General features: G+C 58.9%; 22 protein-coding genes. 10 read left to right on the top strand and 12 right to left on the bottom strand.

What is annotated here, in order from left to right; genetic code table 11:
- Positions 1-39: 39 nt before the first annotated feature.
- From ACYZTS_RS03315 to ACYZTS_RS03300, 4 genes are all read right to left on the bottom strand, one after another.
- Entirely contained in the window at positions 40-1,473 is a 1,434-nt protein-coding gene (locus ACYZTS_RS03315; protein ID WP_461993985.1) for an OprD family porin, read from the bottom strand.
- 168 nt (positions 1,474-1,641) lie between these two features.
- Positions 1,642-3,243: an ABC transporter substrate-binding protein gene (locus ACYZTS_RS03310; protein WP_461993983.1), complete on the bottom strand. Its 1,602-nt coding sequence runs from the start codon at positions 3,241-3,243 to the stop codon at positions 1,642-1,644.
- 302 nt (positions 3,244-3,545) lie between these two features.
- A complete protein-coding gene (locus tag ACYZTS_RS03305; RefSeq protein WP_028624131.1) occupies positions 3,546-5,171 on the bottom strand; it encodes an ABC transporter substrate-binding protein in 1,626 nt (541 codons plus the stop codon).
- A gap of 827 nt (positions 5,172-5,998) precedes the next feature.
- On the bottom strand, positions 5,999-6,715 hold the full coding sequence (locus ACYZTS_RS03300) for an SIMPL domain-containing protein (RefSeq protein WP_028624130.1): 717 nt from the start codon (positions 6,713-6,715) through the stop codon (positions 5,999-6,001).
- A gap of 373 nt (positions 6,716-7,088) precedes the next feature.
- Between ACYZTS_RS03300 and ACYZTS_RS03295 the strand changes: the two genes are divergently transcribed.
- From ACYZTS_RS03295 to ACYZTS_RS03285, 3 genes are all read left to right on the top strand, one after another.
- On the top strand, positions 7,089-8,351 hold the full coding sequence (locus tag ACYZTS_RS03295; RefSeq protein WP_461993980.1) for an ATP-binding protein: 1,263 nt from the start codon (positions 7,089-7,091) through the stop codon (positions 8,349-8,351).
- Positions 8,344-8,904, top strand: coding sequence for a response regulator transcription factor (locus tag ACYZTS_RS03290; RefSeq protein WP_007901386.1), 561 nt, complete (start codon positions 8,344-8,346; stop codon positions 8,902-8,904). The genes ACYZTS_RS03295 and ACYZTS_RS03290 overlap by 8 nt, the downstream gene beginning before the upstream one ends.
- 97 nt (positions 8,905-9,001) lie before the next feature.
- Positions 9,002-10,729: an ABC transporter ATP-binding protein/permease gene (locus tag ACYZTS_RS03285; protein WP_461993978.1), complete on the top strand. Its 1,728-nt coding sequence runs from the start codon at positions 9,002-9,004 to the stop codon at positions 10,727-10,729.
- Positions 10,730-10,849: 120 nt separating this feature from the next.
- On the opposite strand, the gene ACYZTS_RS03280 is transcribed toward ACYZTS_RS03285, so the two are convergent.
- Positions 10,850-11,200 carry a hypothetical protein gene (locus ACYZTS_RS03280; protein WP_461993976.1) on the bottom strand — a complete coding sequence of 117 codons (351 nt, stop codon included), beginning with the start codon at positions 11,198-11,200 and terminating at the stop codon, positions 10,850-10,852.
- Between the two features lie 232 nt (positions 11,201-11,432).
- Between ACYZTS_RS03280 and ACYZTS_RS03275 the strand changes: the two genes are divergently transcribed.
- The gene (locus ACYZTS_RS03275; RefSeq protein WP_461993975.1) at positions 11,433-12,182 is read left to right on the top strand and encodes a FadR/GntR family transcriptional regulator; all 750 of its coding nucleotides are present in this window, start codon (positions 11,433-11,435) and stop codon (positions 12,180-12,182) included.
- Positions 12,183-12,232: 50 nt separating this feature from the next.
- Here ACYZTS_RS03275 and ACYZTS_RS03270 read toward each other — a convergent pair whose 3' ends face one another.
- Positions 12,233-12,610: a hypothetical protein gene (locus ACYZTS_RS03270; protein ID WP_461993973.1), complete on the bottom strand. Its 378-nt coding sequence runs from the start codon at positions 12,608-12,610 to the stop codon at positions 12,233-12,235.
- A gap of 297 nt (positions 12,611-12,907) precedes the next feature.
- Here ACYZTS_RS03270 and kdgD point away from each other — a divergent pair, with 297 nt between their 5' ends.
- From kdgD to ACYZTS_RS03245, 5 genes are all read left to right on the top strand, one after another.
- A complete protein-coding gene (gene kdgD, locus ACYZTS_RS03265) occupies positions 12,908-13,819 on the top strand; it encodes a 5-dehydro-4-deoxyglucarate dehydratase (RefSeq protein WP_461993971.1) in 912 nt (303 codons plus the stop codon).
- Positions 13,820-13,891: 72 nt separating this feature from the next.
- The gene (locus ACYZTS_RS03260; RefSeq protein WP_461993970.1) at positions 13,892-15,337 is read left to right on the top strand and encodes an aldehyde dehydrogenase family protein; all 1,446 of its coding nucleotides are present in this window, start codon (positions 13,892-13,894) and stop codon (positions 15,335-15,337) included.
- 186 nt (positions 15,338-15,523) lie between these two features.
- On the top strand, positions 15,524-16,888 hold the full coding sequence (locus ACYZTS_RS03255) for an MFS transporter (RefSeq protein ID WP_461993968.1): 1,365 nt from the start codon (positions 15,524-15,526) through the stop codon (positions 16,886-16,888).
- A gap of 11 nt (positions 16,889-16,899) precedes the next feature.
- Positions 16,900-18,453 carry a galactarate dehydratase gene (gene garD, locus ACYZTS_RS03250; RefSeq protein ID WP_461993966.1) on the top strand — a complete coding sequence of 518 codons (1,554 nt, stop codon included), beginning with the start codon at positions 16,900-16,902 and terminating at the stop codon, positions 18,451-18,453.
- 179 nt (positions 18,454-18,632) lie between these two features.
- Positions 18,633-19,574: an AEC family transporter gene (locus ACYZTS_RS03245; protein ID WP_028623920.1), complete on the top strand. Its 942-nt coding sequence runs from the start codon at positions 18,633-18,635 to the stop codon at positions 19,572-19,574.
- A 143-nt stretch (positions 19,575-19,717) separates the two neighbouring features.
- On the opposite strand, the gene ACYZTS_RS03240 is transcribed toward ACYZTS_RS03245, so the two are convergent.
- The 6 genes from ACYZTS_RS03240 to gatC form a co-directional block, all read right to left on the bottom strand.
- The gene (locus ACYZTS_RS03240; protein ID WP_028623919.1) at positions 19,718-20,098 is read right to left on the bottom strand and encodes a carboxymuconolactone decarboxylase family protein; all 381 of its coding nucleotides are present in this window, start codon (positions 20,096-20,098) and stop codon (positions 19,718-19,720) included.
- Positions 20,095-21,153, bottom strand: a complete 1,059-nt coding sequence (locus ACYZTS_RS03235; protein ID WP_028623918.1) for a calcium/sodium antiporter — start codon at positions 21,151-21,153, stop codon at positions 20,095-20,097. Before ACYZTS_RS03235 ends, ACYZTS_RS03240 begins: the two co-directional genes overlap by 4 nt.
- A 50-nt stretch (positions 21,154-21,203) precedes the next feature.
- The gene (locus ACYZTS_RS03230) at positions 21,204-21,575 is read right to left on the bottom strand and encodes a septal ring lytic transglycosylase RlpA family protein (protein ID WP_461993963.1); all 372 of its coding nucleotides are present in this window, start codon (positions 21,573-21,575) and stop codon (positions 21,204-21,206) included.
- Positions 21,576-21,767: 192 nt separating this feature from the next.
- The gene (gene gatB / locus ACYZTS_RS03225) at positions 21,768-23,213 is read right to left on the bottom strand and encodes an Asp-tRNA(Asn)/Glu-tRNA(Gln) amidotransferase subunit GatB (protein ID WP_461993961.1); all 1,446 of its coding nucleotides are present in this window, start codon (positions 23,211-23,213) and stop codon (positions 21,768-21,770) included.
- Between the two features lie 10 nt (positions 23,214-23,223).
- On the bottom strand, positions 23,224-24,675 hold the full coding sequence (gene gatA, locus ACYZTS_RS03220; protein ID WP_461993960.1) for an Asp-tRNA(Asn)/Glu-tRNA(Gln) amidotransferase subunit GatA: 1,452 nt from the start codon (positions 24,673-24,675) through the stop codon (positions 23,224-23,226).
- A 16-nt stretch (positions 24,676-24,691) separates the two neighbouring features.
- The gene (gene gatC, locus ACYZTS_RS03215) at positions 24,692-24,979 is read right to left on the bottom strand and encodes an Asp-tRNA(Asn)/Glu-tRNA(Gln) amidotransferase subunit GatC (RefSeq protein ID WP_008054345.1); all 288 of its coding nucleotides are present in this window, start codon (positions 24,977-24,979) and stop codon (positions 24,692-24,694) included.
- A 210-nt stretch (positions 24,980-25,189) separates the two neighbouring features.
- Here gatC and mreB point away from each other — a divergent pair, with 210 nt between their 5' ends.
- Positions 25,190-26,227, top strand: coding sequence for a rod shape-determining protein MreB (gene mreB / locus ACYZTS_RS03210; RefSeq protein WP_002555108.1), 1,038 nt, complete (start codon positions 25,190-25,192; stop codon positions 26,225-26,227).
- Positions 26,228-26,233: the final 6 nt, after the last annotated feature.

Raw genomic sequence — 26,233 nt, 5'->3', positions numbered from 1 at the left:
CGGCCGACTCATCACTGAATCCGCCGTTCGGCAGGGGTCTTACAGAATGTTGAACGGGATGGTCGTCACGAGACGGAACTCGTTGATACTGCCATCGGACTGGTTCTCGCTGGCGCGGTGAGCGGTGTAGGTTGCGCGCACAGTGGTGGCTTTGAGCGGGCCGCTTTGCACGGCGTATGTAGCACCAATACCGTATTCGTAATGGTGTTCGCCATCCTGCTCCTGGACACCGTCGTAACCTTTGCCAATCACGCCTTTGTTGCCGGTGTAGTGCGTGCCGTCGATGCCCCAGCCGCGTGCCTGATAGATGTTGAACTTCAGGCCCGGCACACCGTATTCAGCCATGTTCAGACCATAGGCGACCTGGAACGATTTCTCGTTCGGGCCGTTGAAGTCGGACAGCAGGGAGTTGGCCAGGTAGATGCCGTTGGTTTCGTTCAGGTAATCGAAGTATTCGTTACCGTTCACTTCCTGATACGAGAAGGTCAGGCTGTGGGCCTGGTGGGTCAGACCGAACGAGAGGGAGTAGGTGTCGTTGTCGATGTCGCCGATCAGCGCTTTGCCTTCTTCCTGAGTCTTGTAGTAGTTGAAGCCGGTGGTCAGGCTCAGCACCGAGCTGTCGCCCAGCACGTGAGTGGCGCCGAAGTAGTACTGGTTCCAGATATCTTCGGCCTGGGTCGCCCACAGGCTGGTGGTCAGGCTGGCGAATGGCGTATAGGTGATGCCGCCGGTGTAGATGTGATCAGCTTCTGCACGACCGTTTGCGTACTCGGTGCGGAATTTGCGCAGGCTCTGCTCGGTACGCGGCGAGACGCGGTCGAAGGTCGCGGCGTCAAACGTCAGGTTTTCCAGCTCCGCGACATTGAGGCTCACGCCCTGGAAACTCGAAGGCAGTGCGCGGTTGCCGATGGTGTCGACTTGCGGGCTGCTGTAGCTCTGGCGGCCGGCGGTCAGGGTGGTGCCGGAGAAGCGCGCCTTGACGTTGGCCAGACCGAGTTTGCTCCACTGGCCCACGGCATCGCCGCCTTTTTCGGTCAGCGTACGGTTGTTACCCGAAGCAACGCCGGTTTTCGGTGCGCCGCCATTGCCTGAAGCCATGTTCTCGCGATCGCGCTCCAGCGCAACAGCGTTGTACGCGGCGACTTCAGTGCTGAAACCGACTGTGCCTTCAGTGAAGCCCGAGTTGTACTTGAGGATGGTGCCCTGGACCCAGTTGATACGGCGATCAGTCTCGGCCAGCGAACCGTTTTTGGTGTAGGCAAATTTACCGCCACGCTTGAGTTGCTCGTTCGCATACCAGTTACGCGTGGTGCCGGTGATCGATTGACCTTCGACGAAGCCGGTGGCTTCGCTCTGGGCGCTCTTTTCCTTCACGGTTACCGGAGTGAAAGCCTGGCTTTGAGATTCTGCGTAGGCCGTAGCGGTTACGCTGCTGATGGCCAGGGCCAATAATGCGGTGCTGCTCAGTTTCATGGGTAAAGCTCCTTGGTTTCTTTTTTTTATTGCCGGTCTTCTTGGCGATCCGGCTTATTGGTGTGGAACTCTTCAGGCATCGCAAACGTTTGCTCAACGCCAAACTGGCGAATTGCGGCAATACGCTCGCTTGGGGGCGCACTGCGCCCCCGGCGTTTCAAATGACGATTATTTTTCCAGGCTGACACCCGAGAACACGTTGCGGCCGAATGGACTCACTTTGAATCCTTCAATTTTGGCGCTCAACGGCTGGTTGACCGTTGAGTGCGCGACCGGTGTGATCGGTACTTGCTGCTTGAGGTACTGTTGCGCCTGTTTATAAAGCACGGTGCGCTGGTCGCGGTCGGTGACAATCTTGGCCTGCTTGATCAACTTGTCGTAAGCCGGATCGCACCACATGGAGTAGTTGTTGCCGCCGATGGCGTCGCAGCTGTACAGCGTGCCGAGCCAGTTGTCCGGGTCGCCATTGTCACCGGTCCAACCGATCAGGCTGACGTCGTGCTCGCCATTCTTGGTGCGCTTGATGTACTCGCCCCATTCGTAGCTGACGATTTTCACCTTGAGGCCGATTTTCGCCCAGTCGGCCTGCAGCATCTCGGCCATCAACTTGGCGTTCGGGTTGTAAGGACGTTGCACAGGCATCGCCCACAGAGTGATCTCGGTGCCTTCCTTGACGCCGGCAGCCTTGAGCAATTCCCTGGCTTTTTCCGGGTTGTAGGCGGCGTCCTTGATCGTCTCGTCGTAGGACCATTGCGTCGGCGGCATGGCGTTGACGGCCAGTTGGCCAGCACCTTGGTAAACCGCGTTGAGAATGCCTTGCTTGTTCACCGCCATGTCCAGCGCCTGACGCACTTCAAGCTGATCGAACGGCTTGTGGCGCACGTTGTAGGCGATGTAGCCGAGGTTGAAGCCAGGCTTCTCGATCAGTTTAAGTTTGCTGTCGTTCTTCAACGCCGCGACATCGGCCGGGCGCGGGTGCAGCGTGATCTGGCACTCGTTGGCCTTGAGCTTTTGCACACGTACTGAAGCGTCGGTGTTGATCGCGAAAATCAGGTTGTCGAGTTTGACCCGGCTCGGGTCCCAGTACTGCTTATTGCCGGTGTAACGGATGTTGGAATCTTTCTGATAGCTCTTGAACACGAACGGGCCAGTGCCGATCGGCTTCTGGTTGATGTCGCTCGGCTTGCCTTCGGCCAGCAACTTGTCGGCGTATTCGGCGGACAGGATCGCTGCGAAGCTCATGGCGATGTTCTGGATGAACGCAGCGTCAACGCTGTTGAGCGTCATCACCACGGTCAGCGGCCCGGTCTTCTCGACCTTGGCGATGTTCTTGTTCAGGCTCATTCCGTTGAAATACGGGAATTCGGTCGGATAAGCCTTACGGAAAGGCTGTTGCGGATCAAGCATGCGATTAAACGTGAACAGCACGTCGTCGGCGTTGAAATCACGGGTCGGCGTGAAGTACTTGGTTGTGTGAAATTTCACGCCTTCGCGCAGGTGGAAGGTGTACTTGAGGCCGTCCTCGGAAATGTCCCAGCTTGTCGCCAGGCCTGGTACGACATTGGTCGCGCCTTTTTCGAATTCGGCCAGGCGGTTGTACAACGGCTCGGCGGCATCGTTATCGGTCGCGGTCGTGTATTGCGCGGTGTCGAAACCCGCCGGGCTGCCTTCGGAGCAGAACACCAGGCTGTTGTTGGCGGCCTGGCTGAACGAACTGGCGGCCAGCAGGCCAGTGCACAGCAGTGCGGAGAAAACCAAGGAATGGCGCATATCGCTCTCTTATTCAGTGTTTTGACAATGTGCTGACCTTCCGCCCGGAGACGCAGGTCGGCACCATTGATTTCAAGCCATGCCACGCAGCGAAAACCGAGAATCCACAAGAGCACTGGTCGGATCCCGACGGTATGAACCGTGGCTCCGGCAGTAAATGCGAAAAGTCCGAATGACTTGTGGGAAAAAGCGACGCGTCCTAGAACCTGGCTGATTGCGCAGAGGATTTGGACGTAGGCGTATTCCTACATTCTCGACAGAAAAAACAACGGCGACGTCATAAACGCCGCCGTTGCCATCTCTTATTTGCTGACGCTGACGCCGTAGAAGGAGTTCAAGCCAAATGGGCTGATCTTGAAGTCCTGCACATTGTTGCGCATGGGTTGGAACACCGTCGAGTGAGCGATAGGTGTCATCGGCACGGCGTCCTTGAGGACGTGTTGCGCCTGTTTGTACAGCTCAGTGCGTTTGCCCTGATCCGAAGTGCGCTTGGCTTGTTTAACGATGTCGTCAAACTTCTTGTCGCACCATTTGGAGAAGTTGTTGCCTTCCAGCGAGTCGCAGCCGAACAGCACGTTGAGCCAGTTGTCCGGGTCACCGTTGTCGCCGCTCCAACCAATCAGCATCGCGCCGTTTTCGCCGCCCTTGGAGCGCTTGATGTACTCGCCCCATTCGTAGGTCACGATCTTCGCCTTGATGCCAACCTTGGCCCAATCGGACTGCAGCATTTCAGCCATCAGTTTGGCGTTCGGGTTGTAAGGACGCTGAACCGGCATCGCCCACAGGTTGATCTCGGTGCCTTCCTTGATGCCGGCTTCCTTGAGCAACTCTTTGGCTTTCTCAGGGTTGTACGGCGTGTCCTTGATGGTGGTGTCGTAAGACCACTGGGTCGGTGGCATGGCGTTGACCGCCAATTGACCAGCGCCCTGGTAAACGGAGTCGATGATCTGCTGTTTGTTGACGGCCATATCCAGTGCCTGACGCACTTTCAGTTGGGCCATCGGGTTTGGCTGATCACTGCCCTTGATCTTGTCCATCACGTTGTAGGCGATGTAACCCAGGTTGAAACCGGCCTGTTCAGGCAGCTTCAGGGTCTTGTCTTCACGCAATGCTTTCAAATCTGCCGGACGAGGGAACAGGGTGACCTGGCACTCATTTTTCTTCAGCTTCTGGATGCGCACCGACGGGTCGGTGGTGATGGCGAAGATCAGGTTGTCGATCTTGACGTCGTCAGGCTTCCAGTAATCCTTGTTGCCGGTGTAACGGATGTTGGAGTCCTTCTGGTAGCTCTTGAACACGAACGGACCCGTGCCGACCGGCTTCTGGTTGATGTCCGCAGCCTTGCCGTCCTTGAGCAGCTGGGCAGCGTACTCGGCGGATTGCAGCGAGGCGAAGCTCATCGCCATGTTCTGGATGAACGCGGCGTCGACATCTTTCAGAGTGAACTTGACGGTGTGGTCGTCGACTTTTTCGATATTGGTGATGTTGGTGTCCATCCCCATGTCGGTGAAGTACGGGAATTCGGTCGGGTACGCTTTGCGGAACGGGTCATCCTTGTTAATCATGCGATTAAAGGTGAACAGCACGTCGTCTGCGTTGAATTCGCGAGTGGGCTTGAAGTACGGGGTGGTGTGGAACTTGACGCCTTCACGCAGGTGGAAGGTGTACGTCAGGCCATCGTCAGAGATGTCCCATTTGGTCGCCAGGCCAGGAATCACGGCGGTGCCGCCGCGCTCAAACTGGGTGAGGCGGTTGAACATGGTTTCTGCAGAGGCGTCGAAGTCGGTTCCGGTGGTGTACTGACCAGGATCGAAACCGGCCGGGCTCCCTTCGGAGCAGAACACCAGGTTAGTCGCCGCTTGGGCGAAAGGTGCGCTGGCTAACAAGCTTGCGCCGACTAAAAACGGAATGACCGCGTGTTTAAGCATGGTGGCCTCATGATTTGTTGTCATTTTTGGAATTAGAGGACGACCTCGTGAGTCGTGCCTGCGGATACTTATGCAGGGGCCATACCCAATGCAAGTTCCAGAGCGGTTGCGGGCCTTAAACAGTGGCACGGGCGTACCTTAATGTCGCATATCTGTAAATTTTGGCGCATTTGACCGTTTGCGCGGGTTTTTTTCGGTGCAACCTGTGCGCTTGGGAGGGGCAACCGGGGTGGCTTATGCACTGTCATGGCGCGGGGTGTTACTTATTTATACCTGGGTGGGGGGAGGGTTTTTGTCCCTTTTTCGGTGTGACGATGTCTGCGGAGTTGGTGTGTCAGGTGGCCGTGAGTTTGGTTCCGGTGTGCATATCCGTTTTTTCAGTGAAGCGGATATGGGTTCCGCTTTTACAGCGGGTCACTTGGAGAAGCGCCAAGTAACCAAGCGCTCTTGTTCCTGACGTCCGGTGGCTCGCTTAGGCTCGCCATGCCCTCGCTCCGGTCCTGCTCCGTGGGCCCGGCGCGATCGGCCATCCTTGGCCGTGCGCGCCTAACCCGGCATCCATGCCGGGTTACCCACTGCGCAGAACCTCCACTCGGCCTTCCGAGGGGACGCCAAGATCAAGGGCGACAGGCGAGCTAACGCTCGGCCTTGAGTGGTTAGAAGGGGGGGCACGCGGGATGCATTTGATCTGTAGGAGCAAGCTTGCTCGCGATGGCGTCATTCGCCCCTCCGAAATCTCCAGCCACAGCGCACTCTTCAATCCCAACCGTGCAAAAAAAAACGGCGATCACCTCGGTGATCGCCGTTCTGTCATGCGGGTAATGAAATCAAGGCATCAACACTTCAATCGACCCATCCGCCGTCATGCTGACCTGGCTGGTGCCGGCTTCAACTTCAGGGGTGACCGGGGCGGAATCCATGCTGGCCGCTTTCATCATCATCGGCCCACGCATGTACGGTTGTGGGTAGCCGTTGCTGTTGAGATTCAGGTTGACGATTTTGTAGCTCTTGCCGCCGAGTGCATCGGTAGCCAGTTGCGCGCGGGCCTTGAAGGCGCTGACGGCTTCTTTAAGCAGTGTGTCTTCGCTGGCTTTGCGGGTTGGTGTGGCGATGGCGAAATCCATGCCGCCCATTTTCAGGTCGGTCAGCAGTTCGCCGGTCAGTTTCGACAGGGCGGCGAAGTCGGAGCTTTCGAGGCGCAGTTCGGAGCGCTCGCGCCAGCCGGTGATTTTCTGGCCTTTGGTGTCGTAGATCGGGTAGCTGTTGCGGCTGCCCTGGCGCAGGGTGATGTCTTTGACTTGCTTGGCCTGGGCCAGGGCCTTATTCATAGTGGTGCTGACGTCGGCAGCGAGCTTGGCCGGGTCGGTGTTTTGTTCTTCGGTATAGAGCGTCACGATCATCAGGTCGCGGGCGACTTCCTGACTGACTTCGGCACGCAGGGAGATCTGGTTGTAATGCAGCTCGTCGACGGCCAGGGCCGGGAGGCTGGCGACGGTGCCAGCGCTGAGTGCAAGAAGGGCGGCGCTGCGGCGGAAACTGTGCATGAAAACTCCTTGGACATTGCGCAGGGGTAAGGTCCCAACCTGCGTCAAAACCATCAGACTCTAGCGTTATTGATCCGGTTCGCACAGTTACAACTTCTATACAGATGATTCGGCTGGTGGTGGTGGCTTTTTGTGGCGAGGGAGCTTGCTCCCGCTGGACTGCGAAGCAGGCCTGAACCGGCTTCGGCGATCCAACAGTCGAACCGAGCCAGCCGATTTGCGTCTGCTGCGCTGCCGAACGGGAGCAAGCTCCCTCGCCACAGTGAAAATACTTCGCGGGCACCATGTGGCCGTTTGCCGCACTTTTGCCTGCCAGCCCCCGCGCTTGGTTATACTCCCTGCGATCCGCCTGCAGCGCTCATCAGGAGAGCTCATGCTCGCCCCCGTTCAAATCACTTCCGCGACTCGTCAGAACCTCTGGCGCCTGACCTTTATCCGCACGTTGGTCCTGGCCGCGCAGGCCGGTTCGGTGGGTCTGGCTTACTGGCTCGACTTGCTGCCGCTGCCCTGGTTCCAACTGGCCGCCACCCTCGGCTGCTCGATGCTGCTGTGTGCGTTCACCGCGATTCGCCTGCGCACCAGTTGGCCGGTCACCGAGCTTGAATATGCCGTGCAACTGGCGTGTGACCTGTTTATTCACAGCGCCTTGCTGTACTTCTCCGGCGGTTCGACCAACCCGTTTGTCTCTTATTACCTGGTGCCGCTAACGATTGCTGCGGTGACGTTGCCGTGGCGTTATTCGGTGATCCTCTCGGGCATTGCGCTGACGATGTACACCTTGCTGCTGGCGCGCTTCTACCCGCTGCAGACTTTTCCGATCGCTCGGGAAAACCTGCAGGTCTACGGGATGTGGCTGAGTTTTGCGCTGGCTGCTGCCGTCATCACCTTTTTTGCTGCACGCATGGCGGAAGAGCTGCGTCGTCAGGACGAACTGCGTGCAATTCGTCGCGAAGAAGGCTTGCGCGATCAGCAATTGCTAGCCGTCGCGACCCAGGCTGCAGGCGCCGCCCATGAGTTGGGCACGCCGTTGGCGACCATGAGCGTGCTTCTCAAAGAGATGCGTCAGGACCATCACGACCCCTTGCTGCAAGACGACCTCAGCGTGCTGCAGGATCAGGTCAAACTGTGCAAGGAAACCCTGCAGCAGTTGGTGCGCGCCGCCGAGGCAAATCGTCGTTTGGCCGTGGAAATGCAGGACGTCACCGACTGGCTCGACGAAGCGCTGAACCGCTGGCACCTGATGCGTCCGGAGGCCAGCTATCGCTTCCAGCGTCTCGGTCAGGGCGCCGTGCCGCGCATGGCGCCGCCGCCGGACCTGACACAGGCGCTGTTGAATCTGCTGAACAACGCCGCCGACGCCTGCCCCGACGGGCTGCAGGTGACGCTGGACTGGAATGCCGAAGACTTGACCATCAGTATTCGCGACCACGGCGCCGGCGTGCCGCTGGCCATTGCCGAACAGATCGGCAAACCGTTTTTTACCACCAAGGGCAAAGGTTTCGGCCTGGGCCTGTTTTTGAGCAAAGCCAGCGTGACACGCGCTGGCGGCTCAGTGAAACTCTATAGTCATGAGGAAGGCGGCACGCTCACCGAGCTGCGCCTGCCCCGTGTCGCCCGAGGAGACGAACATGAGTGACGAGATCCAAGTCGAAGGTGAAGAACTGCCGCATTTGCTGCTGGTAGATGACGACGCCACGTTCACCCGCGTGATGGCCCGCGCCATGGCCCGTCGTGGTTTTCGCGTGAGCACCGCCGGTTCCGCCGAAGAAGGCCTGACCATCGCCCAGGCTGACATCCCGGATTACGCCGCCCTCGACCTGAAAATGGACGGTGATTCGGGCCTGGTGCTGTTGCCGAAACTGCTCGAACTCGACCCGGAAATGCGCGTAGTGATCCTCACCGGTTATTCGAGCATTGCGACCGCCGTCGAGGCGATCAAGCGTGGTGCCTGCAATTATCTATGCAAGCCGGCGGATGCCGATGACGTTTTGGCCGCACTGCTTTCCGAGCATGCCGACCTCGACACGCTGGTGCCGGAAAACCCCATGTCGGTGGACCGCCTGCAGTGGGAACATATCCAGCGCGTCCTGACCGAACACGAAGGCAACATCTCCGCCACTGCACGGGCCTTGGGCATGCACCGCCGTACCCTGCAGCGCAAACTGCAGAAGCGCCCGGTCCGTCGCTGAACCTGCGCTGAACGAATGCCGGTCACGCCTCGCGACAATCCGAACCGATCATCTATGATCGGTTCGTGTGCGTTTCCTTTCTTATCGAGCCTTCACCATGAATCAGAACGCTGAGTATTCCGCGGTCAACGATCGCGTGCGCGGGGATTTTTTTCGCAAGGTCTGGGCAATGATCACGCCTTACTGGCGCAGCGAAGAGAAGGGCAAGGCCTGGACGCTGCTGATCGCCGTGATTGCACTGTCGTTGTTCAGCGTGGCGATTTCGGTGTGGGTCAACAGCTGGTACAAGGATTTTTACAACGCGCTTCAGAAAAAGGACGAGGCAGCGTTCTGGCAGTTGATCCTGTATTTCTGCGGCATCGCCACGGTGGCGATTCTGGGCGCGGTATATCGGCTCTACCTGACCCAGATGCTGACCATTCGCTGGCGCGCCTGGCTGACCGAAAAGCATTTCACCCGCTGGCTCAGCCACAAGAATTATTATCAGCTGGAGCAGGGCGGTTACACCGATAACCCGGACCAGCGAATTTCCGAAGACATTAACAAATTCACCGCCAATACCTTGGGCCTTGGCCTTGGGTTGATCCAGAACATCGTTAGCCTGGTGTCGTTCTCGATAATACTTTGGGGCGTGTCCGGCAGCATCGAAGTGTTCGGCTACACCATTCCCGGCTACATGTTCTGGTGTGCGTTGGTGTACGCCGCCGTCGGCAGCTGGCTGACGCATCTGATCGGGCGTCGCCTGATCGGCCTCAGCAACAATCAACAACGCTTCGAGGCGGACCTGCGTTTCTCCATGGTGCGCGTTCGCGAGAACGCCGAAAGCATCGCGCTGTACAACGGCGAGCCGAACGAAAACCGTCGTTTGAGCGATCGCTTTAGCCTGGTCTGGCATAATTTCTGGGACATCATGCGCGTCTCCAAGCGTCTGACTTTCTTTACTTCCGGCTACGGCCAGATCGCAATCATCTTCCCTTTCATTGTTGCCGCGCCGCGCTACTTCACCGGCAAGATCGAGTTGGGCGAACTCATGCAGATCAACTCGGCTTTCGGCAACGTCCAGGAGAACTTCAGCTGGTTTATCAGCGCGTATCAAGTCCTCGCCGAATGGCGCGCTACCTGTGATCGCTTGCTGAGTTTCCGACAGGCGATGACTGACAATGAAGAGCGGGCACCGGCTATTGATGTGCAGCATGCCGGTACTACGTTGCAGGTTCAGAACCTGGGGCTTGATCTGGCCGATGGTCGCCATCTGCTGACCGATGCAGACATGACGGTGGAGGAGGGCGACCGGGTAATGGTCAGCGGTCGTTCCGGCAGCGGCAAATCGACCTTGCTGCGTGCGATGGGTCATTTGTGGCCGGCGGGCCACGGCAGCATTCGTCTGCCGGCGGCGCGGTATCTGTTCCTCCCGCAAAAGCCTTATCTGCCGATTGGCACGCTGCGCGAAGCGTTAAGTTATCCACAGGCTGGCGATTCTTACCCGGACGAGCGTTACGTTCACGTTTTGGAAACTTGCCGCCTGCCGCATCTGTTATCGCGTCTGGATGAAGCCAATCACTGGCAACGCATGTTGTCGCCCGGTGAGCAACAGCGTCTGGCCTTCGCCCGGGCGCTGCTGTTTGCTCCGCAGTGGCTGTACATGGACGAAGCCACATCGGCGATGGATGAAGAGGATGAAGCAAGCTTGTATCAAGCGCTGATCGATGAAATTCCGGGGTTGAGCATCGTTAGCGTCGGCCATCGAAGCAGTTTGAAACGATTCCATCCGCGGCACGTGCGAATCGAGAACGGGAATTTGGTGGACCAGACTGTGATCGCGTAATTGTCGCGACTGCTACAAAGTACGTCGCCTGTCTCACAGCCACCCACCCAAACGGTATTGTTCCGTTTTGGTGAGTGGCGGATATTCTGACCATTCTAATCAAATGGGCGCTTGGTTCATTCAGGGATTGATATGCAGGCCGCGGTATCCTGATTTTCCTAGCGGGTCGTTGCCGATCCTGACTTCATACGAAATCCTGACGGACTGATCCACTCGCTTCTCAAATATTTCTTTGGACACCTCATACGTGATGGTTTTGCCTACGTCCTGCTCGGCTACAGGGCGCTCATAAGTTATTGTTTCGCTATGGCTAAGAAACTCCAGAGTCACTTTGAGCAAATGTTCTTTAGCCATGTCGTCGTATGGCGGAATCAAAACACCGACAGAGCCTTTAACCTCGCTTAAGTAGAGGTCAGAATTTGAAGTTTCTCTAATGTCAGGTCGTTTTAGAGTCGCTAATTCGCTTGTCATGCTTAAGTCCTTTTGAATGTCGCACGCCATATTGAGGAGATGTGAAAACGAGTCGGCGGCTTAACTCCTGATCAAGTAGAGCTTCCGCATCCACAAGCAGCTACTGTCAGAAATACCAGTTCAGACAACAGGTAGTTTGAGGGTTGCCTGCTGTACTATTTTGCCGGGTGATCGTACAACCCGCATGAGATATGATGCGCTTTCAGCCGAATCCTCGAGACAGACGTTCACCATGGAAAACCCGATCGACGTGCCACGCCTCCCTCGCAAGCGCCGCAGCCTCGCACAGGAATTGGTGACGGTGCTGTCCGAGCAGATTCGCGACGGACAACTCAAGCGTGGCGACAAATTGCCTACCGAGTCGGCGATCATGGATGCCCATGGCGTCAGCCGCACTGTGGTTCGCGAGGCGATTTCCCGTTTGCAGGCGGCCGGGCAGGTGGAAACCCGTCATGGCATCGGCACCTTTGTGCTCGATACGCCGAGCCCGAGTGGCTTCCGTATCGACCCGGCCACGGTGGTCACCCTGCGTGACGTGCTGGCAATTCTGGAACTGCGCATCAGCCTTGAAGTGGAATCTGCCGGGCTCGCTGCGCAACGCCGCAGCCCCGAGCAGTTGGCTCTGATGCGCGCCGCGCTGGATGCGTTGAACGAAAGCGCGGCTCACGCCAGCGATGCCGTGGCGTCGGACTTCCAGTTTCACCTGCAAATTGCCCTGTCCACCGGCAACCGCTACTTCACCGACATCATGACTCACCTCGGGACCAGCATCATTCCGCGCACGCGCCTTAACTCTGCGCGCCTGGCCCATGACGACCAGCAACACTACATGGGTCGCCTGAGCCGTGAGCACGAAGAAATCTATGAAGCCATTGTCCGCCAGGATTCCGATGCCGCACGCGCGGCAATGCGCCTGCACCTGACCAACAGCCGCGAACGCCTGCGCCATGCGCATGAAGAGGCTGAGGCCCAGCGAGGCTAATGGGGGTAAGAGAGACCGTGCCCATGCACTGCATGGGAACGATCACATCATCAGGGCCTGATATGCAGCAGTACAGGCTCCGAGTAGGGTTCCAGGCTCGACTCGTCGGCGAATTTGTAACGTAATTCGATTTCCATATTCCGGTAATCCTCCAGTACTGCTTTCGGGATTTTCAGCTCAATCCCGGTGAGTTTCACCGCTTCATCAATTCTGTCGTTCCAATACCCGGCCGGCTCCTCGACACCCGTCCAGTCGGGTTCGTCCGGATCCATCCCGAGGATCGGGTACACATCCCAGTTGGGCGCGATGCCCTCATGATCCGGCACCTCGACGATCAGGTAATCCTCCAGCATCGACAGGCTGATAACAGCTGACACGTCGATGTCGTCGACGGTGAATCCGGTAAGGGTCGGTGACAGAAAGTCCATGTTCGATACGCTCCGTGCGAAGTTTCCACGATCCATTCGTGGCAGGGGCTCGACTTTACCGGGCGATTTCAGCGCGTGCAGCAATGGAGTTTGACCAAGCGTTTCTGACGCCCATGGCGGCTGCCAAATCCAGAATGCGCGGCCAAAAAAACACGATGAGCGGTGCAAATTTCACTCACAACGATGAAATGCAGTTGACGGTTGTTTTTTAAGTTGTACGATGACCTACAACTTCAGCGCAGGCTGACGGTTTATCCACACACAAACAACAACGTAGCTACTCAGGGTGTTCGAATAATGAATCCACAAGAACTGAAGTCCATCCTCTCTTCCGGTCTGCTGTCTTTCCCGGTTACCGATTTCGATGCTCAGGGCGATTTCCATCGCGCGGGCTACATCAAGCGTCTCGAATGGCTGGCCCCATACGGCGCCTCTGCGCTGTTCGCCGCAGGCGGCACCGGTGAGTTCTTCTCCCTGGCAGCCAGCGAATATTCTGAAATCATCAAGACTGCCGTCGACACCTGCGAAACCAGCGTGCCTATTCTGGCCGGCGTCGGCGGTTCGACCCGCCAGGCCATCGAATACGCACAGGAAGCCGAGCGTCTGGGCGCCAAAGGCCTGTTGCTGCTGCCGCATTACCTGACTGAAGCCAGCCAGGACGGCGTTGCCGCTCATGTTGAAGCCGTGTGCAAATCGGTAAAAATCGGTGTGGTGGTTTACAACCGTAACGTCTGCCGCCTGACCGCTCCGCTGCTGGAACGCCTGGCCGAGCGCTGCCCGAACCTGATCGGCTACAAGGACGGTCTGGGCGATATCGAATTGATGGTGTCGATCCGTCGTCGCCTCGGCGATCGCTTCAGCTACCTGGGTGGTTTGCCGACCGCTGAAGTCTACGCCGCTGCCTATAAAGCACTGGGCGTGCCGGTCTACTCCTCGGCGGTGTTCAACTTCATCCCGAAAACCGCGATGGATTTCTACCACGCCATTGCCCGCGAAGATCACGCCACTGTCGGCAAGATCATCGATGACTTCTTCCTGCCTTACCTGGACATCCGTAACCGCAAGTCGGGCTACGCGGTGAGCATCGTCAAGGCCGGGGCGAAAATCTCCGGCTATGACGCAGGTCCTGTGCGCGCGCCGCTGACCGATTTGACTGGCGAAGAGTATGAAATGCTCGCCGCGCTGATCGACAAGCAAGGCGCGCAGTAATCCGGTTAAACAAGGCCGCTGAGCAATCAGCGGCCTTTTGTCTTCAGGACTACTTTCAAAGGGGTAAGCCACGTGGCTGATACAAAGCGTTTCGATAACTACATTAACGGTGAATGGGTTGCGGGCAGTGATTACTGCGCCAACATCAACCCGTCCGAATTGAGCGACACCATCGGCGACTACGCCAAGGCTGATCTGGCTCAGGTTCACGCCGCCATCGACGCCGCCCGCGCTGCGTTCCCGGCCTGGTCCACTTCAGGCATTCAGGCACGTCACGATGCACTGGACAAAGTCGGTACGGAAATCCTCGCCCGCCGCGAAGAACTCGGCACCTTGCTGGCCCGGGAAGAGGGCAAGACCTTGCCTGAGGCCATCGGCGAAGTGACCCGCGCCGGTAACATTTTTAAATTTTTCGCCGGTGAAACCCTGCGACTGTCCGGCGACTATCTGCCGTCGGTGCGTCCGGGTGTGAACGTTGAAGTCACTCGCGAAGCCTTGGGCGTGGTTGGCCTGATCACCCCGTGGAACTTCCCGATCGCGATCCCGGCATGGAAAATCGCCCCGGCCCTGGCCTACGGCAACTGCGTCGTGCTGAAACCGGCCGATCTGGTGCCGGGTTGCGCCTGGGCGCTGGCTGAGATCATTTCCCGCGCAGGCTTCCCGGCTGGCGTGTTCAACCTGGTGATGGGCAGCGGTCGTGTGGTTGGCGATGCGTTGGTGCAGAGCCCGAAAGTCGACGGCATCAGCTTCACCGGTTCCGTGGGCGTTGGTCGTCAGATCGCCGTCAGCTGCGTCACGCGCCAGGCCAAGGTCCAGTTGGAAATGGGCGGCAAAAACCCGCAGATCATTCTCGACGACGCCGACCTCAAGCAAGCGGTCGAGCTGTCGGTGCAGAGCGCGTTCTACTCCACCGGTCAGCGTTGCACCGCGTCCAGCCGCTTTATCGTTACCGCCGGCATCCACGACAAGTTCGTTGAAGCCATGGCCGAGCGCATGAAGTCGATCAAAGTCGGCCACGCGTTGAAAACCGGCACCGATATCGGCCCGGTCGTCTCGCAAGCGCAGCTTGACCAAGACATGAAGTACATCGATATCGGCCAGTCCGAAGGTGCACGTCTGGTCAGCGGCGGCGGACTGGTGACCTGCGATACCGAAGGCTATTACCTGGCGCCAACGCTGTTTGCCGACAGCGAAGCCGGGATGCGTATCAGCCGCGAAGAGATTTTCGGCCCGGTGGCCAACGTGGTGCGCGTAGCGGATTACGAAGCGGCACTGGCCATGGCCAACGACACCGAATTCGGTCTGTCGGCGGGCATCGCCACCACCTCGCTGAAGTACGCCAACCACTTCAAGCGTCATTCCCAGGCCGGGATGGTGATGGTCAACCTGCCAACGGCCGGCGTGGATTACCACGTGCCGTTCGGTGGGCGTAAAGGGTCCTCTTATGGATCCCGCGAGCAGGGTCGCTACGCGCAAGAGTTTTACACCGTCGTAAAAACCTCCTACATCGGCTCCTGATACACCGCAATACCTGTGGGCCCCCCATACCTGTGGGAGCTTGGCTTGCCAGCGATGGCATCACCGCGTTGTGACTGACACTGCGCGGTGTCTTCATCGCGGGCAAGCCCGGCTCCCACAGGAAAATCGGCGCCTGCAGAACACCGTTATTACCCGCATAAAAATAATCAGTGGGAGTACATCTACATGCAAGCGACCAAGCCGACCCACGTCCGCTATTTGATATTGCTCATGCTTTTCCTGGTGACCACGATCAACTACGCCGATCGGGCCACCATCGCCATCGCGGGCTCCAGCCTGCAAAAAGACCTCGGTATCGACGCGGTCACCCTCGGTTATATCTTCTCCGCATTCGGTTGGGCCTACGTGGCCGGGCAAATTCCCGGCGGCTGGTTGCTGGACCGTTTTGGCTCGAAAAAAATCTACGCACTGAGCATTTTTACCTGGTCGCTGTTCACCGTGTTGCAGGGTTACGTCGGCGAGTTCGGCATGTCCACCGCCGTGGTTGCGTTGTTCATGTTGCGCTTCCTGGTGGGCCTGGCCGAAGCGCCGTCCTTCCCCGGTAACGCACGCATTGTCGCGGCCTGGTTCCCGACCGCAGAGCGCGGCACCGCGTCGGCGATCTTCAACTCCGCGCAATACTTTGCCACCGTGTTGTTCGCTCCGTTGATGGGCTGGATCGTCTACAGCTACGGCTGGCAGCACGTGTTCATCGTCATGGGCGTGATCGGCATCATCTTCTCGGGCATCTGGCTGAAAGTGATCTACAGCCCGCGCCAGCACCCGATGATCAACGAAGCCGAGTTCAAGCACATCGCCGACAACGGCGGCATGGTCGACATGGACCAGGACAAAGGCAAGGGCGCCAAGGCTGACGGTCCGAAGTGGGATTACATCCGCCAGTTGCTGACCAATCGCATGATGCTCGGCGTGTACCTGGGCCAGTACTGCATCAACGGCATCACCTATTTCTTCCTGACCTGGTTCCCGGTGTACCTCGTACAGGAACGCGGCATGACCATCCTCAAGGCTGGTTTCATCGCCTCGCTGCCGGCGATCTGCGGGTTTATCGGTGGCGTGCTCGGCGGAGTGATTTCTGATTACCTGTTGCGCAAGGGCCATTCGCTGACCTTCGCCCGCAAGGCGCCGATCATTGCCGGTTTGCTGGTATCGAGCAGTATCGTTGCGTGCAACTATGTCGATGTGGAATGGATGGTCGTCGGCTTCATGGCACTGGCCTTCTTCGGCAAAGGCGTAGGCGCGCTGGGTTGGGCGGTGGTGTCCGACACCTCGCCGAAGCAGATCGCCGGCCTCAGCGGTGGCTTGTTCAACACCTTCGGTAACATCGCTTCGATCACCACGCCGATTGTCATTGGCTACATCATCAGCTCCACCGGTTCGTTCAAATGGGCGCTGGTGTTTGTCGGTTGCAACGCACTGGTCGCAGTGTTCAGCTACCTGGTCATCGTCGGTCCGATCAAACGTGTGGTGCTCAAAGAGCCACCGGTCAGCGGACCTGAAGCCTCCACTTTGTCTCAAGCACATTCCTGAGGAGCGGCGTCATGCAGTTGATTGAACATTCTGACTCGCCGCGCTACATCCGCCTGCACGAGCGGGACAACGTAGTGATTGTGGTCAACGACCAGGGCGTGCCGGCCGGCACTGAATTTCCAGACGGCTTGGTGACCGTGGATTTCGTGCCGCAGAGCCACAAAGTCACGCTGGAAGATATTCCCGAAGGCGGCCAGGTGATTCGTTACGGCCAGACCATCGGCTATGCGCTGCAGCCGATTCCACGGGGCAGTTGGGTCAAGGAAGACCAACTGCGCATGCCCACCGCGCCACCGCTGGACAGCTTGCCGCTGTCGACCGAAGTGCCGGCGGCGCAAGCACCGCTCGAAGGCTACACATTCGAGGGCTATCGCAATGCCGACGGCACCGTTGGCACGCGCAATATTCTGGGCATCACCACGACCGTGCAGTGCGTGACGGGGGTGCTCGATCATGCGGTCAAGCGCATCAAGGATGAATTGCTGCCGCTGTACCCGAATGTCGATGACGTGGTGGCGCTGACCCACAGCTACGGGTGTGGCGTGGCAATTACCGCCACCGATGCGTACATCCCGATTCGCACCGTGCGCAACCTGGCGCGCAACCCGAACCTGGGTGGCGAAGCGTTGGTGATCAGCCTGGGCTGTGAGAAATTGCAGGCCGGGCAGGTGATGCACGAGGGCGACAGCTCGGTCGACCTGAGTGATCCGTGGTTGTATCGCCTGCAGGATTCGAGTCACGGGTTTACCGAGATGATCGAGCAGATCATGCAGTTGGCCGAGACCCGTTTGAAGAAGCTCGACCAGCGTCGCCGGGAAACCGTGCCGGCGTCCGAGCTGATTCTGGGCATGCAGTGCGGTGGCAGTGATGCGTTCTCCGGCATCACCGCCAACCCGGCGCTCGGTTACGCCTCCGACCTGTTGCTGCGCGCCGGTGCGACGGTGATGTTTTCCGAAGTCACCGAAGTGCGCGATGCGATTTACTTGCTGACATCCCGCGCAGAAACCGAGGAGGTCGCGCAGGAACTGGTGCGCGAAATGGACTGGTACGACCGTTACCTGGCCAAGGGCGAAGCGGACCGCAGCGCCAACACCACCCCTGGCAACAAGAAAGGCGGGCTGTCGAACATCGTCGAGAAGTCGTTGGGCTCGATCGTCAAATCCGGCAGCAGCGCGATCAATGGGGTGCTCGGCCCTGGCGAACGTTTCAAACGCAAAGGGCTGATTTTCTGCGCGACGCCGGCCAGTGATTTTGTCTGCGGCACGTTGCAACTGGCCGCCGGGATGAATTTGCATGTGTTCACCACCGGGCGTGGCACGCCGTACGGGTTGGCGATGGCGCCGGTGGTCAAGGTGTCGACGCGAACTGAATTGGCGCAGCGCTGGCCGGATCTGATCGACATCGACGCCGGGCGAATTGCCACCGGGCGGGCGTCGATCGAGGACCTGGGGTGGGAGTTGTTCCACTATTATCTGGATGTGGCCAGCGGGAAGAAGCAGACGTGGGCTGAGCAGCATAAGCTGTATAACGACATTACGTTGTTCAATCCGGCGCCGATTACCTGAGACCGAGTCGCCTGCATCGCTGGCAAGCCAGCTCCTACGAAAGTGTGTCGTATTCATATGCTGTGAACGACAGTGATTTGTAGGAGCTGGCTTGCCAGCGATAGCGGTCGACCAGACGCCGGAGTCCTCAGTGGCTTATCATTAGCCCCCTAACGACGCTCACCCAAGGTGATCCCGGCATGCTGGCTATTTTCCTAGAAACCCTGAACATCACCGCGCCGGTGTTTGCCATGCTGTTTTTGGGTGTGCTGCTCAAGCGCATCAACTGGATCAACGACAATTTCATCCACACCGCGTCGTCCCTGGTGTTCAACGTCACCATGCCGGCGTTGCTGTTTCTGGGCATCCTGCATGCCGACCTGCGCGCGGCGTTGCAACCGTCGCTGCTGATCTATTTCTCGCTTGCCACGCTGGTGTCATTCGCCATTGCCTGGGGTTGGGCGATCTGGAAGTGCCCGCGCGAGGATCGCGGGATCTACACCCAGGGCGCCTTTCGCGGCAACAACGGTGTCATCGGGCTGGCGCTGGCAGCCAGCATGTATGGCGATTACGGCATCTCCCTCGGCGCGATTCTCGCCGCGTTGGTCATCCTGTTTTACAACACGCTCTCGACCATCGTCCTCGCGGTGTACAGCCCGGTGATCAAGTCCGACCCGTGGAGCATTTTCAAAAGCGTGATGATCAATCCGCTGATCATCAGCGTTCTCGCGGCGGCGCCGTTTGCCTATTACAAGATTGGTTTGCCGGGTTGGCTGGAGACGTCTGGCCAATACCTGGCGCAGACCACGCTGCCCTTGGCGCTGATCTGCATCGGCGGCACGCTGTCGCTGGCGGCGATGCGCAAAAGTGGCTCGATGGCGCTCAGTTCAAGCCTGGTGAAGATGATTGGTCTGCCGGTGCTGGCGACGCTGGGCGCGTGGCTCTGGGGATTTCGCGGGGCGGAGCTGGGAATTCTGTTTCTGTACTTCGGCAGCCCGACGGCGGCTGCGAGTTTTGTCATGGCCCGGGCAGCGAATGGCAATCATGAGCTGGCGGCAGCGATTATCGTGATCACCACGTTGATGGCGGCGATCACGACCAATGTCGGGATCTTTTTGTTGCAGTGGGGTGGGTGGATATAGCGTCAGAATTTGTAGTGTTCTTCCAGGCCTCATCGCGAGCAGGCTCGCTCCCACATTTGGAATGCGTTCCCTTGTGGGAGCGAGCCTGCTCTGGGCGGCATTCCGACGATGACGGTCTGACTGTCACCCAATAAGCCGGCGAGTTACTCCGGCTTCTGATAACTCTCAATCACTTCCTGCGCCGCGCGAAACGCATCAATCGCCGCTGGCGCACCGGCATACACCGCGCAATGCAGCAGCGTTTCGCGGATCTCTTCAACCGTGCAACCGTTATTCAACGCGCCGCGCACGTGGCCTTTCAGTTCCTGCGGGCACTTCAACGCGGTCAGCGCGGCGAGGGTGATCAGGCTGCGGGTTTTTAGCTCCAGGCCTTCGCGATTCCACACGCTGCCCCACGCATGTTCATTCACCCAATCCTGCAACGGTTGGGTAAATTCGGTGGCATTGCCCAAGGCGCGATCGACAAAAGCATTGCCCATCACTTGGCGCCGAACTTCAATCCCGGGTTTTTTATTGTCGGTCATGGCAATTCTCTCTTGTGGTGTTGACGACGCCAGGCGCGCAGCGAGGTAAACAGCAGAAACGCCACCAGCGCCGGAAGAACAAAAAACAGCATCAGGTGTTCCAGCTTGCCCGCCAGCGGCATGCCGGTGGTGAACGAAACCACGTGCAGCCCGTACGCCAGGTACAAACCCAGGAACAGCAAGCCCTCGGCGCGAGTGACCCGGTATCCGGAATAAAATACCGGCAGGCATAACACCGCGACACCGAGCATCACCGGCAAGTCGAAATCCAGCGCGTTCGGCGAGACCGACAGCGGTGACGGCGCGACCAGTGCAGTCAGGCCCAGCACGCCCAGCAGGTTGAACAGATTGCTGCCGATCACGTTGCCCACGGCGATATCCCGCTGCCCGCGCAGCGCCGCGATCAACGAGGTGGCCAACACCGGCAACGAGGTACTCACCGCCACAATTGTCAGGCCGATGATCCGCTCCGACAGGCCCAGATCGGTGGCGACCGACACCGCCGCACCCAGCAGCAAATGCCCGGCGTAAGCCAGCATCGCCAGCCCCACAACGATCATCACCAGGCTGCGCAGCCAGGGTATCTGCAGTGTTTCACCGTGAGACAGCGGACGCGACGAGTGCTGCGACTGGCGTAGCAGCAAACCGAGATACAACACCAGCGCCGCAAGTAACAGCATGCCGTCGGTTCGCGTCAGCTCCTCATTCCAGGCCAGCACGAACACCAACAGGCTGGCGCCGATCATCAGCGGGATATCCAGCCGCACCAGTTCTCGCGACACCCGCAACGGAATGATCAACGCCGAGAGGCCCAGCGTAACGAGGATGTTGAAAATGCTGCTGCCAATCACGCTGCCGACCGCGATGTCCGCGTTATGTGCCAGGGTGGCTTGCAGACTGACCGCCATCTGCGGCGCGCTGCTGCCCAAAGCGACAATCGTCAGGCCGATAATCAGCGGTCGCACGTGCAGGCGGGCGGCCAGGCGCACAGCGCCGCGCACCATCAATTCGGCGCCGGCAATCAGCAACAGCAGGCCGCCGAACAATTCGATCACGCTGATCAGGGGTAAATCGGCAAGTCCGAAAATAGTCGCGGCTCCATGGGTTAATCGAGGGCTTGCACGCGAACCCGTGCGGTGCCGCTTCTGAGCATACCCAGTTGTTCGGCCGCTTCGTGTGAAACATCGATCAGCCGACCGCGAGTATGTGGCCCGCGGTCGTTGATGCGCACCACGCAGGACCTGTCGTTATTCAGATTGGTGACCTTCACCCGGGTGCCGAATGGCAACTGGCGGTGGGCGGCGGTCAGGGCATTCTTGTTGAAACGCTCGCCACTGGCGGTGCGTTTGCCATGGTGTTTGCCGCCGTAATAGGAGGCGGTGCCGGTCTTGCTGTAGCCGTGCGGATCGATGATCTCATTACTGGCGCAACCGGCCAGAAGAGAGAGCAGGGCGAGAGTGCCGAGTAGACGCTTCATTCAAGGGTTCCCTGAAACAAATGTGGCGAGGGAGCTTGCTCCCGCTGGAGTGCGAAGCGCTCCCAGTCTGCCAGCCTCGATCTTTCTGAAGGACTGAGGTGTCTGGTTTGCGGTTGCTACGCAACCGAGCGGGAGCGAGCTCCCTCGCCACAGGGGAATGGAGCCGGGTTCGAGAACGGCTCCATGCGCTCATCAGCTCTCAAGCTTGCTCTTGAGCAGTTCGTTGACCTGTTGCGGGTTGGCTTTGCCTTTGGAGGCTTTCATGGCCTGGCCGACAAAGAAGCCGAACATCTTGCCGCGTTTGGCTTCGTCTGCCGCGCGGTATTGCTCAACCTGCTCGGCGTTGGCCGCGAGCATTTCATCCAGCACCGCCGAAATCGCGCCGCTGTCGGTCACTTGCTTGAGGCCGCGCTTGTCGATGATCTCGTCTGCGCTGCCTTCGCCATTGGCCATCGCTTCAAACACCACTTTGGCGATTTTGCCGGAGATGGTGTTGTCTTTGATGCGCAGCAGCATGCCGCCCAGTTGCTCGGCCGACACCGGCGATTGCTCGATGTCCAGGCCTTGCTTGTTCAACAGGCTGCCCAGCTCCACCATCACCCAGTTGGCCGCCAGCTTGGCGTCGCCGCTGATGCTCACGACTTTCTCGAAGTAATCCGCTTGCTCACGGCTGGTGGCCAGGACGCTGGCATCGTAAACCGACAGGCCGAATTGCTCCTGGAAACGCTCGCGCTTCTGCGGCGGCAATTCCGGCAGGGTGGCGCGCACGTCATTCAGGAACGAGTCCTCAATGACCACCGGCAACAAGTCCGGATCAGGGAAGTAACGGTAGTCGTTGGCTTCTTCCTTGCTACGCATCGGACGGGTTTCGTCTTTGTTCGGATCGTACAGACGCGTCTGCTGGATCACCCGGCCGCCGTCTTCGATCAGCTCGATCTGACGCTGCACTTCGGTGTTGATCGCCTTCTCGATGAAACGGAACGAGTTGACGTTCTTGATCTCGCAACGCGTGCCGAATTCAACCTGGCCCTTCGGGCGGATCGATACGTTGCAGTCGCAGCGCAGCGAGCCTTCAGCCATGTTGCCGTCGCAAATGCCGAGGTAGCGCACCAGCGCGTGGACAGCCTTGACGTAAGCCACGGCTTCCTTGGCGCTGCGCATGTCCGGCTCGGAAACGATTTCCAGCAGGGGCGTGCCGGCGCGGTTCAGGTCGATGCCGGTAGCGCCGTTGAACTCCTCGTGCAGACTTTTACCGGCGTCCTCTTCCAGGTGCGCGCGGGTGATGCCGACGCGTTTGACCGTGCCGTCTTCAAGGGCGATGTCCAGGTGGCCTTTGCCGACAATCGGCAATTCCATCTGGCTGATCTGATACCCCTTCGGCAGGTCCGGGTAAAAATAGTTTTTACGGGCGAACACGTTGTGCTGACCGATCTCGGCGTCGATAGCGAGGCCGAACATCACCGCCATGCGCACCGCTTCCTGGTTCAGCACCGGCAGTACGCCGGGCATGCCGAGGTCGACCAGGCTGGCCTGGGTATTCGGCTCGGAGCCGAATGTGGTGGAACTACCGGAAAAGATTTTCGACCGGGTGGTGAGCTGGGTGTGAATCTCCAGCCCGATCACGACTTCCCATTGCATGTGTTTCTCCTCAGAAGCCGGTTGGGGTGCGGGTGTGCCAGTCAGTGTTCAACTGATACTGATGGGCGACATTGAGCAGGCGGCCTTCCTGGAAATAAGGGGCAAGCAGTTGCACACCGACCGGCAGACCGTCGACAAAACCTGCGGGCATGGACAAGCCCGGCAGACCGGCGAGGTTGGCGGTGATGGTGTAGACGTCTTCCAGATAGGCAGCAACCGGGTCGCTGTTCTTCGCGCCGAGCTTCCAGGCCGGGTTCGGCGTGGTCGGGCCGAGGATGATGTCGACCTCGTTGAAGGCCGTCATGAAGTCGTTCTTGATCAAGCGACGGATCTTTTGCGCCTTCAGGTAATAGGCGTCGTAGTAACCGGCGGACAGCGCGTAGGCACCGACCATGATCCGGCGTTGCACTTCGGCGCCGAAACCTTCGCCACGGGAACGTTTGTACAGGTCGATCAGGTTTTTCGGGTCTTCGCAGCGGTAGCCGAAACGCACGCCGTCAAAACGCGACAGGTTCGACGAGGCTTCCGCCGGCGCGATCACGTAGTACGCAGGGATCGCGTGCTGCATGTTCGGCAGGCTGATTTCCTTGATTACCGCGCCGAGCTTTTCCAGCTCCTTGACGCTGGTGTGGATCAGGTCGGCGATGCGCGGGTCGAGACCGGCGCTGAAGTATTCTTTCGGCACACCGATGCGCAGGCCTTGCAGCGAATCATTGAGGCTCGCGCTGTAATCCGGCACGGGCTCGTCAATGCTGGTGGAGTCATTGGTGTCGAAACCGGCCATGCCTTGCAGCAGAATCGCGCAGTCTTCGGCGGTGCGCGCCATTGGGCCACCCTGATCGAGGCTGGATGCATAGGCAATCATGCCCCAGCGCGAGACGCGACCATATGTCGGTTTCAGGCCGGTGAGGTTGGTCAGTGCAGCGGGCTGACGGATCGAGCCGCCGGTGTCGGTGCCAGTGGCCGCCGGCAACAGGCGCGCCGCGACGGCCGCTGCCGAACCACCGGAGGAGCCGCCCGGAACATGTTCAAGATTCCACGGGTTTTTCACCGCGCCGTAGTAGCTCGACTCGTTGGCCGAACCCATGGCGAATTCGTCCATGTTGGTCTTGCCCAGCGTTACCGCACCGGCAGCCGCCAGTTTGGCGACGACAGTGGCGTCGTACGGTGCCTTGAAATTGTCGAGCATCTTCGAGCCGCAGCTGGTGCGGATGCCTTGGGTGCAGAACAGGTCTTTGTGCGCGATCGGGGCACCCAGCAGGGCGCCGCTTTCACCATTGGCCCGGCGTGCGTCCGCGGCTTTCGCCTGCTGGAGCGCGAGGTCTTCGGTGACGCTGATGAAGCTGTTGAGCTGCGGATCGAGCTGGGCGATGCGCGCCAGCAGATTTTTGGTCAGCTCTTCGGAAGAAAACTTTTTGTCGGCGAGTCCGCGGGCGATCTCGGCCAGAGTCAATTGATGCATTGCAGGCTCTTTCCCTTTAGTCGATGACTTTCGGAACCAGGTACAGGCCGTTTTCGACCGCTGGTGCGATGGACTGGTACGCCTCGCGATTGTTGCTCTCGGTCACGACGTCTGCACGCAGGCGCTGGCTGGCTTCCAGTGGGTGGGCGAGCGGCTCGATACCATCGGTATTGACCGCCTGCATTTCGTCGACCAGCCCCAGAATGCTGTTCAGGGCCGAAGTGATATGTGGAAGATCGGCATCATTGAGGCCAAGGCAGGCCAGATGAGCGATTTTTTCCACGTCGGAGCGTTCAAGCGCCATGGGAATCTCCAGTGGAAAACAGAACGGACGGCGTCCGTGTGTTAGATTGTCGGAACACTACCGCATTTCTACGGTCATAAGGCCGCGATTGTGGGGGTTGGTGCCAAGAAAAGCGGCCAATTTAACATATTGGCGCCTTGCCCAAAATCCCTGTCGTTGTTAGAGTTTGCCGCACTTTTTTACCCACGCGTTGCCTAGGGTCCCTTTCCCATGTTCAAGAAACTGCGTGGCATGTTTTCCAGCGATCTTTCCATTGACCTGGGCACTGCCAACACCCTTATTTACGTGCGCGAGCGCGGCATCGTCCTGAATGAGCCATCGGTTGTGGCCATTCGGACACACGGTAACCAGAAAAGTGTCGTTGCTGTCGGCACCGAGGCCAAGCGCATGCTCGGTCGTACGCCGGGCAACATTGCAGCCATTCGTCCGATGAAGGACGGCGTAATCGCCGACTTCAGCGTGTGCGAAAAGATGCTGCAGTACTTCATCAACAAGGTTCACGAAAACAGTTTCCTGCAGCCCAGCCCTCGTGTGCTGATCTGCGTCCCCTGCAAATCCACCCAGGTTGAGCGTCGCGCCATCCGTGAATCGGCACTCGGTGCCGGTGCCCGTGAAGTGTTTCTGATCGAAGAGCCGATGGCCGCTGCGATCGGCGCCGGCCTCCCGGTCGAAGAAGCGCGCGGTTCGATGGTTGTCGATATCGGTGGCGGTACCACTGAAATCGCCTTGATCTCCCTGAACGGTGTGGTGTACGCCGAATCCGTCCGCGTTGGTGGCGACCGCTTCGACGAAGCGATCATCACTTATGTGCGTCGCAACTACGGCAGCCTGATCGGCGAATCCACTGCCGAGCGCATCAAGCAGGAAATCGGTACTGCCTACCCAGGCGGCGAAGTTCGCGAAGTCGACGTTCGTGGCCGTAACCTGGCCGAAGGCGTTCCACGTGCCTTCACCCTGAACTCCAATGAAGTGCTGGAGGCTCTGCAAGAGTCGCTGGCAACCATCGTTCAGGCTGTTAAAAGCGCGCTGGAGCAATCGCCGCCGGAACTGGCTTCCGACATCGCCGAACGTGGTCTGGTACTGACCGGTGGTGGCGCCTTGCTGCGTGACCTCGACAAGTTGCTGGCCCAGGAAACCGGTCTGCCGGTCATCGTTGCCGAAGACCCGCTGACCTGCGTAGCGCGCGGCGGCGGTCGTGCCCTGGAAATGATGGATAAACACACCATGGACCTGCTTTCCAGCGAATAAGTCGTT

This window comes from Pseudomonas sp. TMB3-21 (assembly GCF_054898145.1).
Note: the sequence above shows the minus strand (reverse complement) of the source record. Positions and strands in the feature narration are given on the sequence as shown.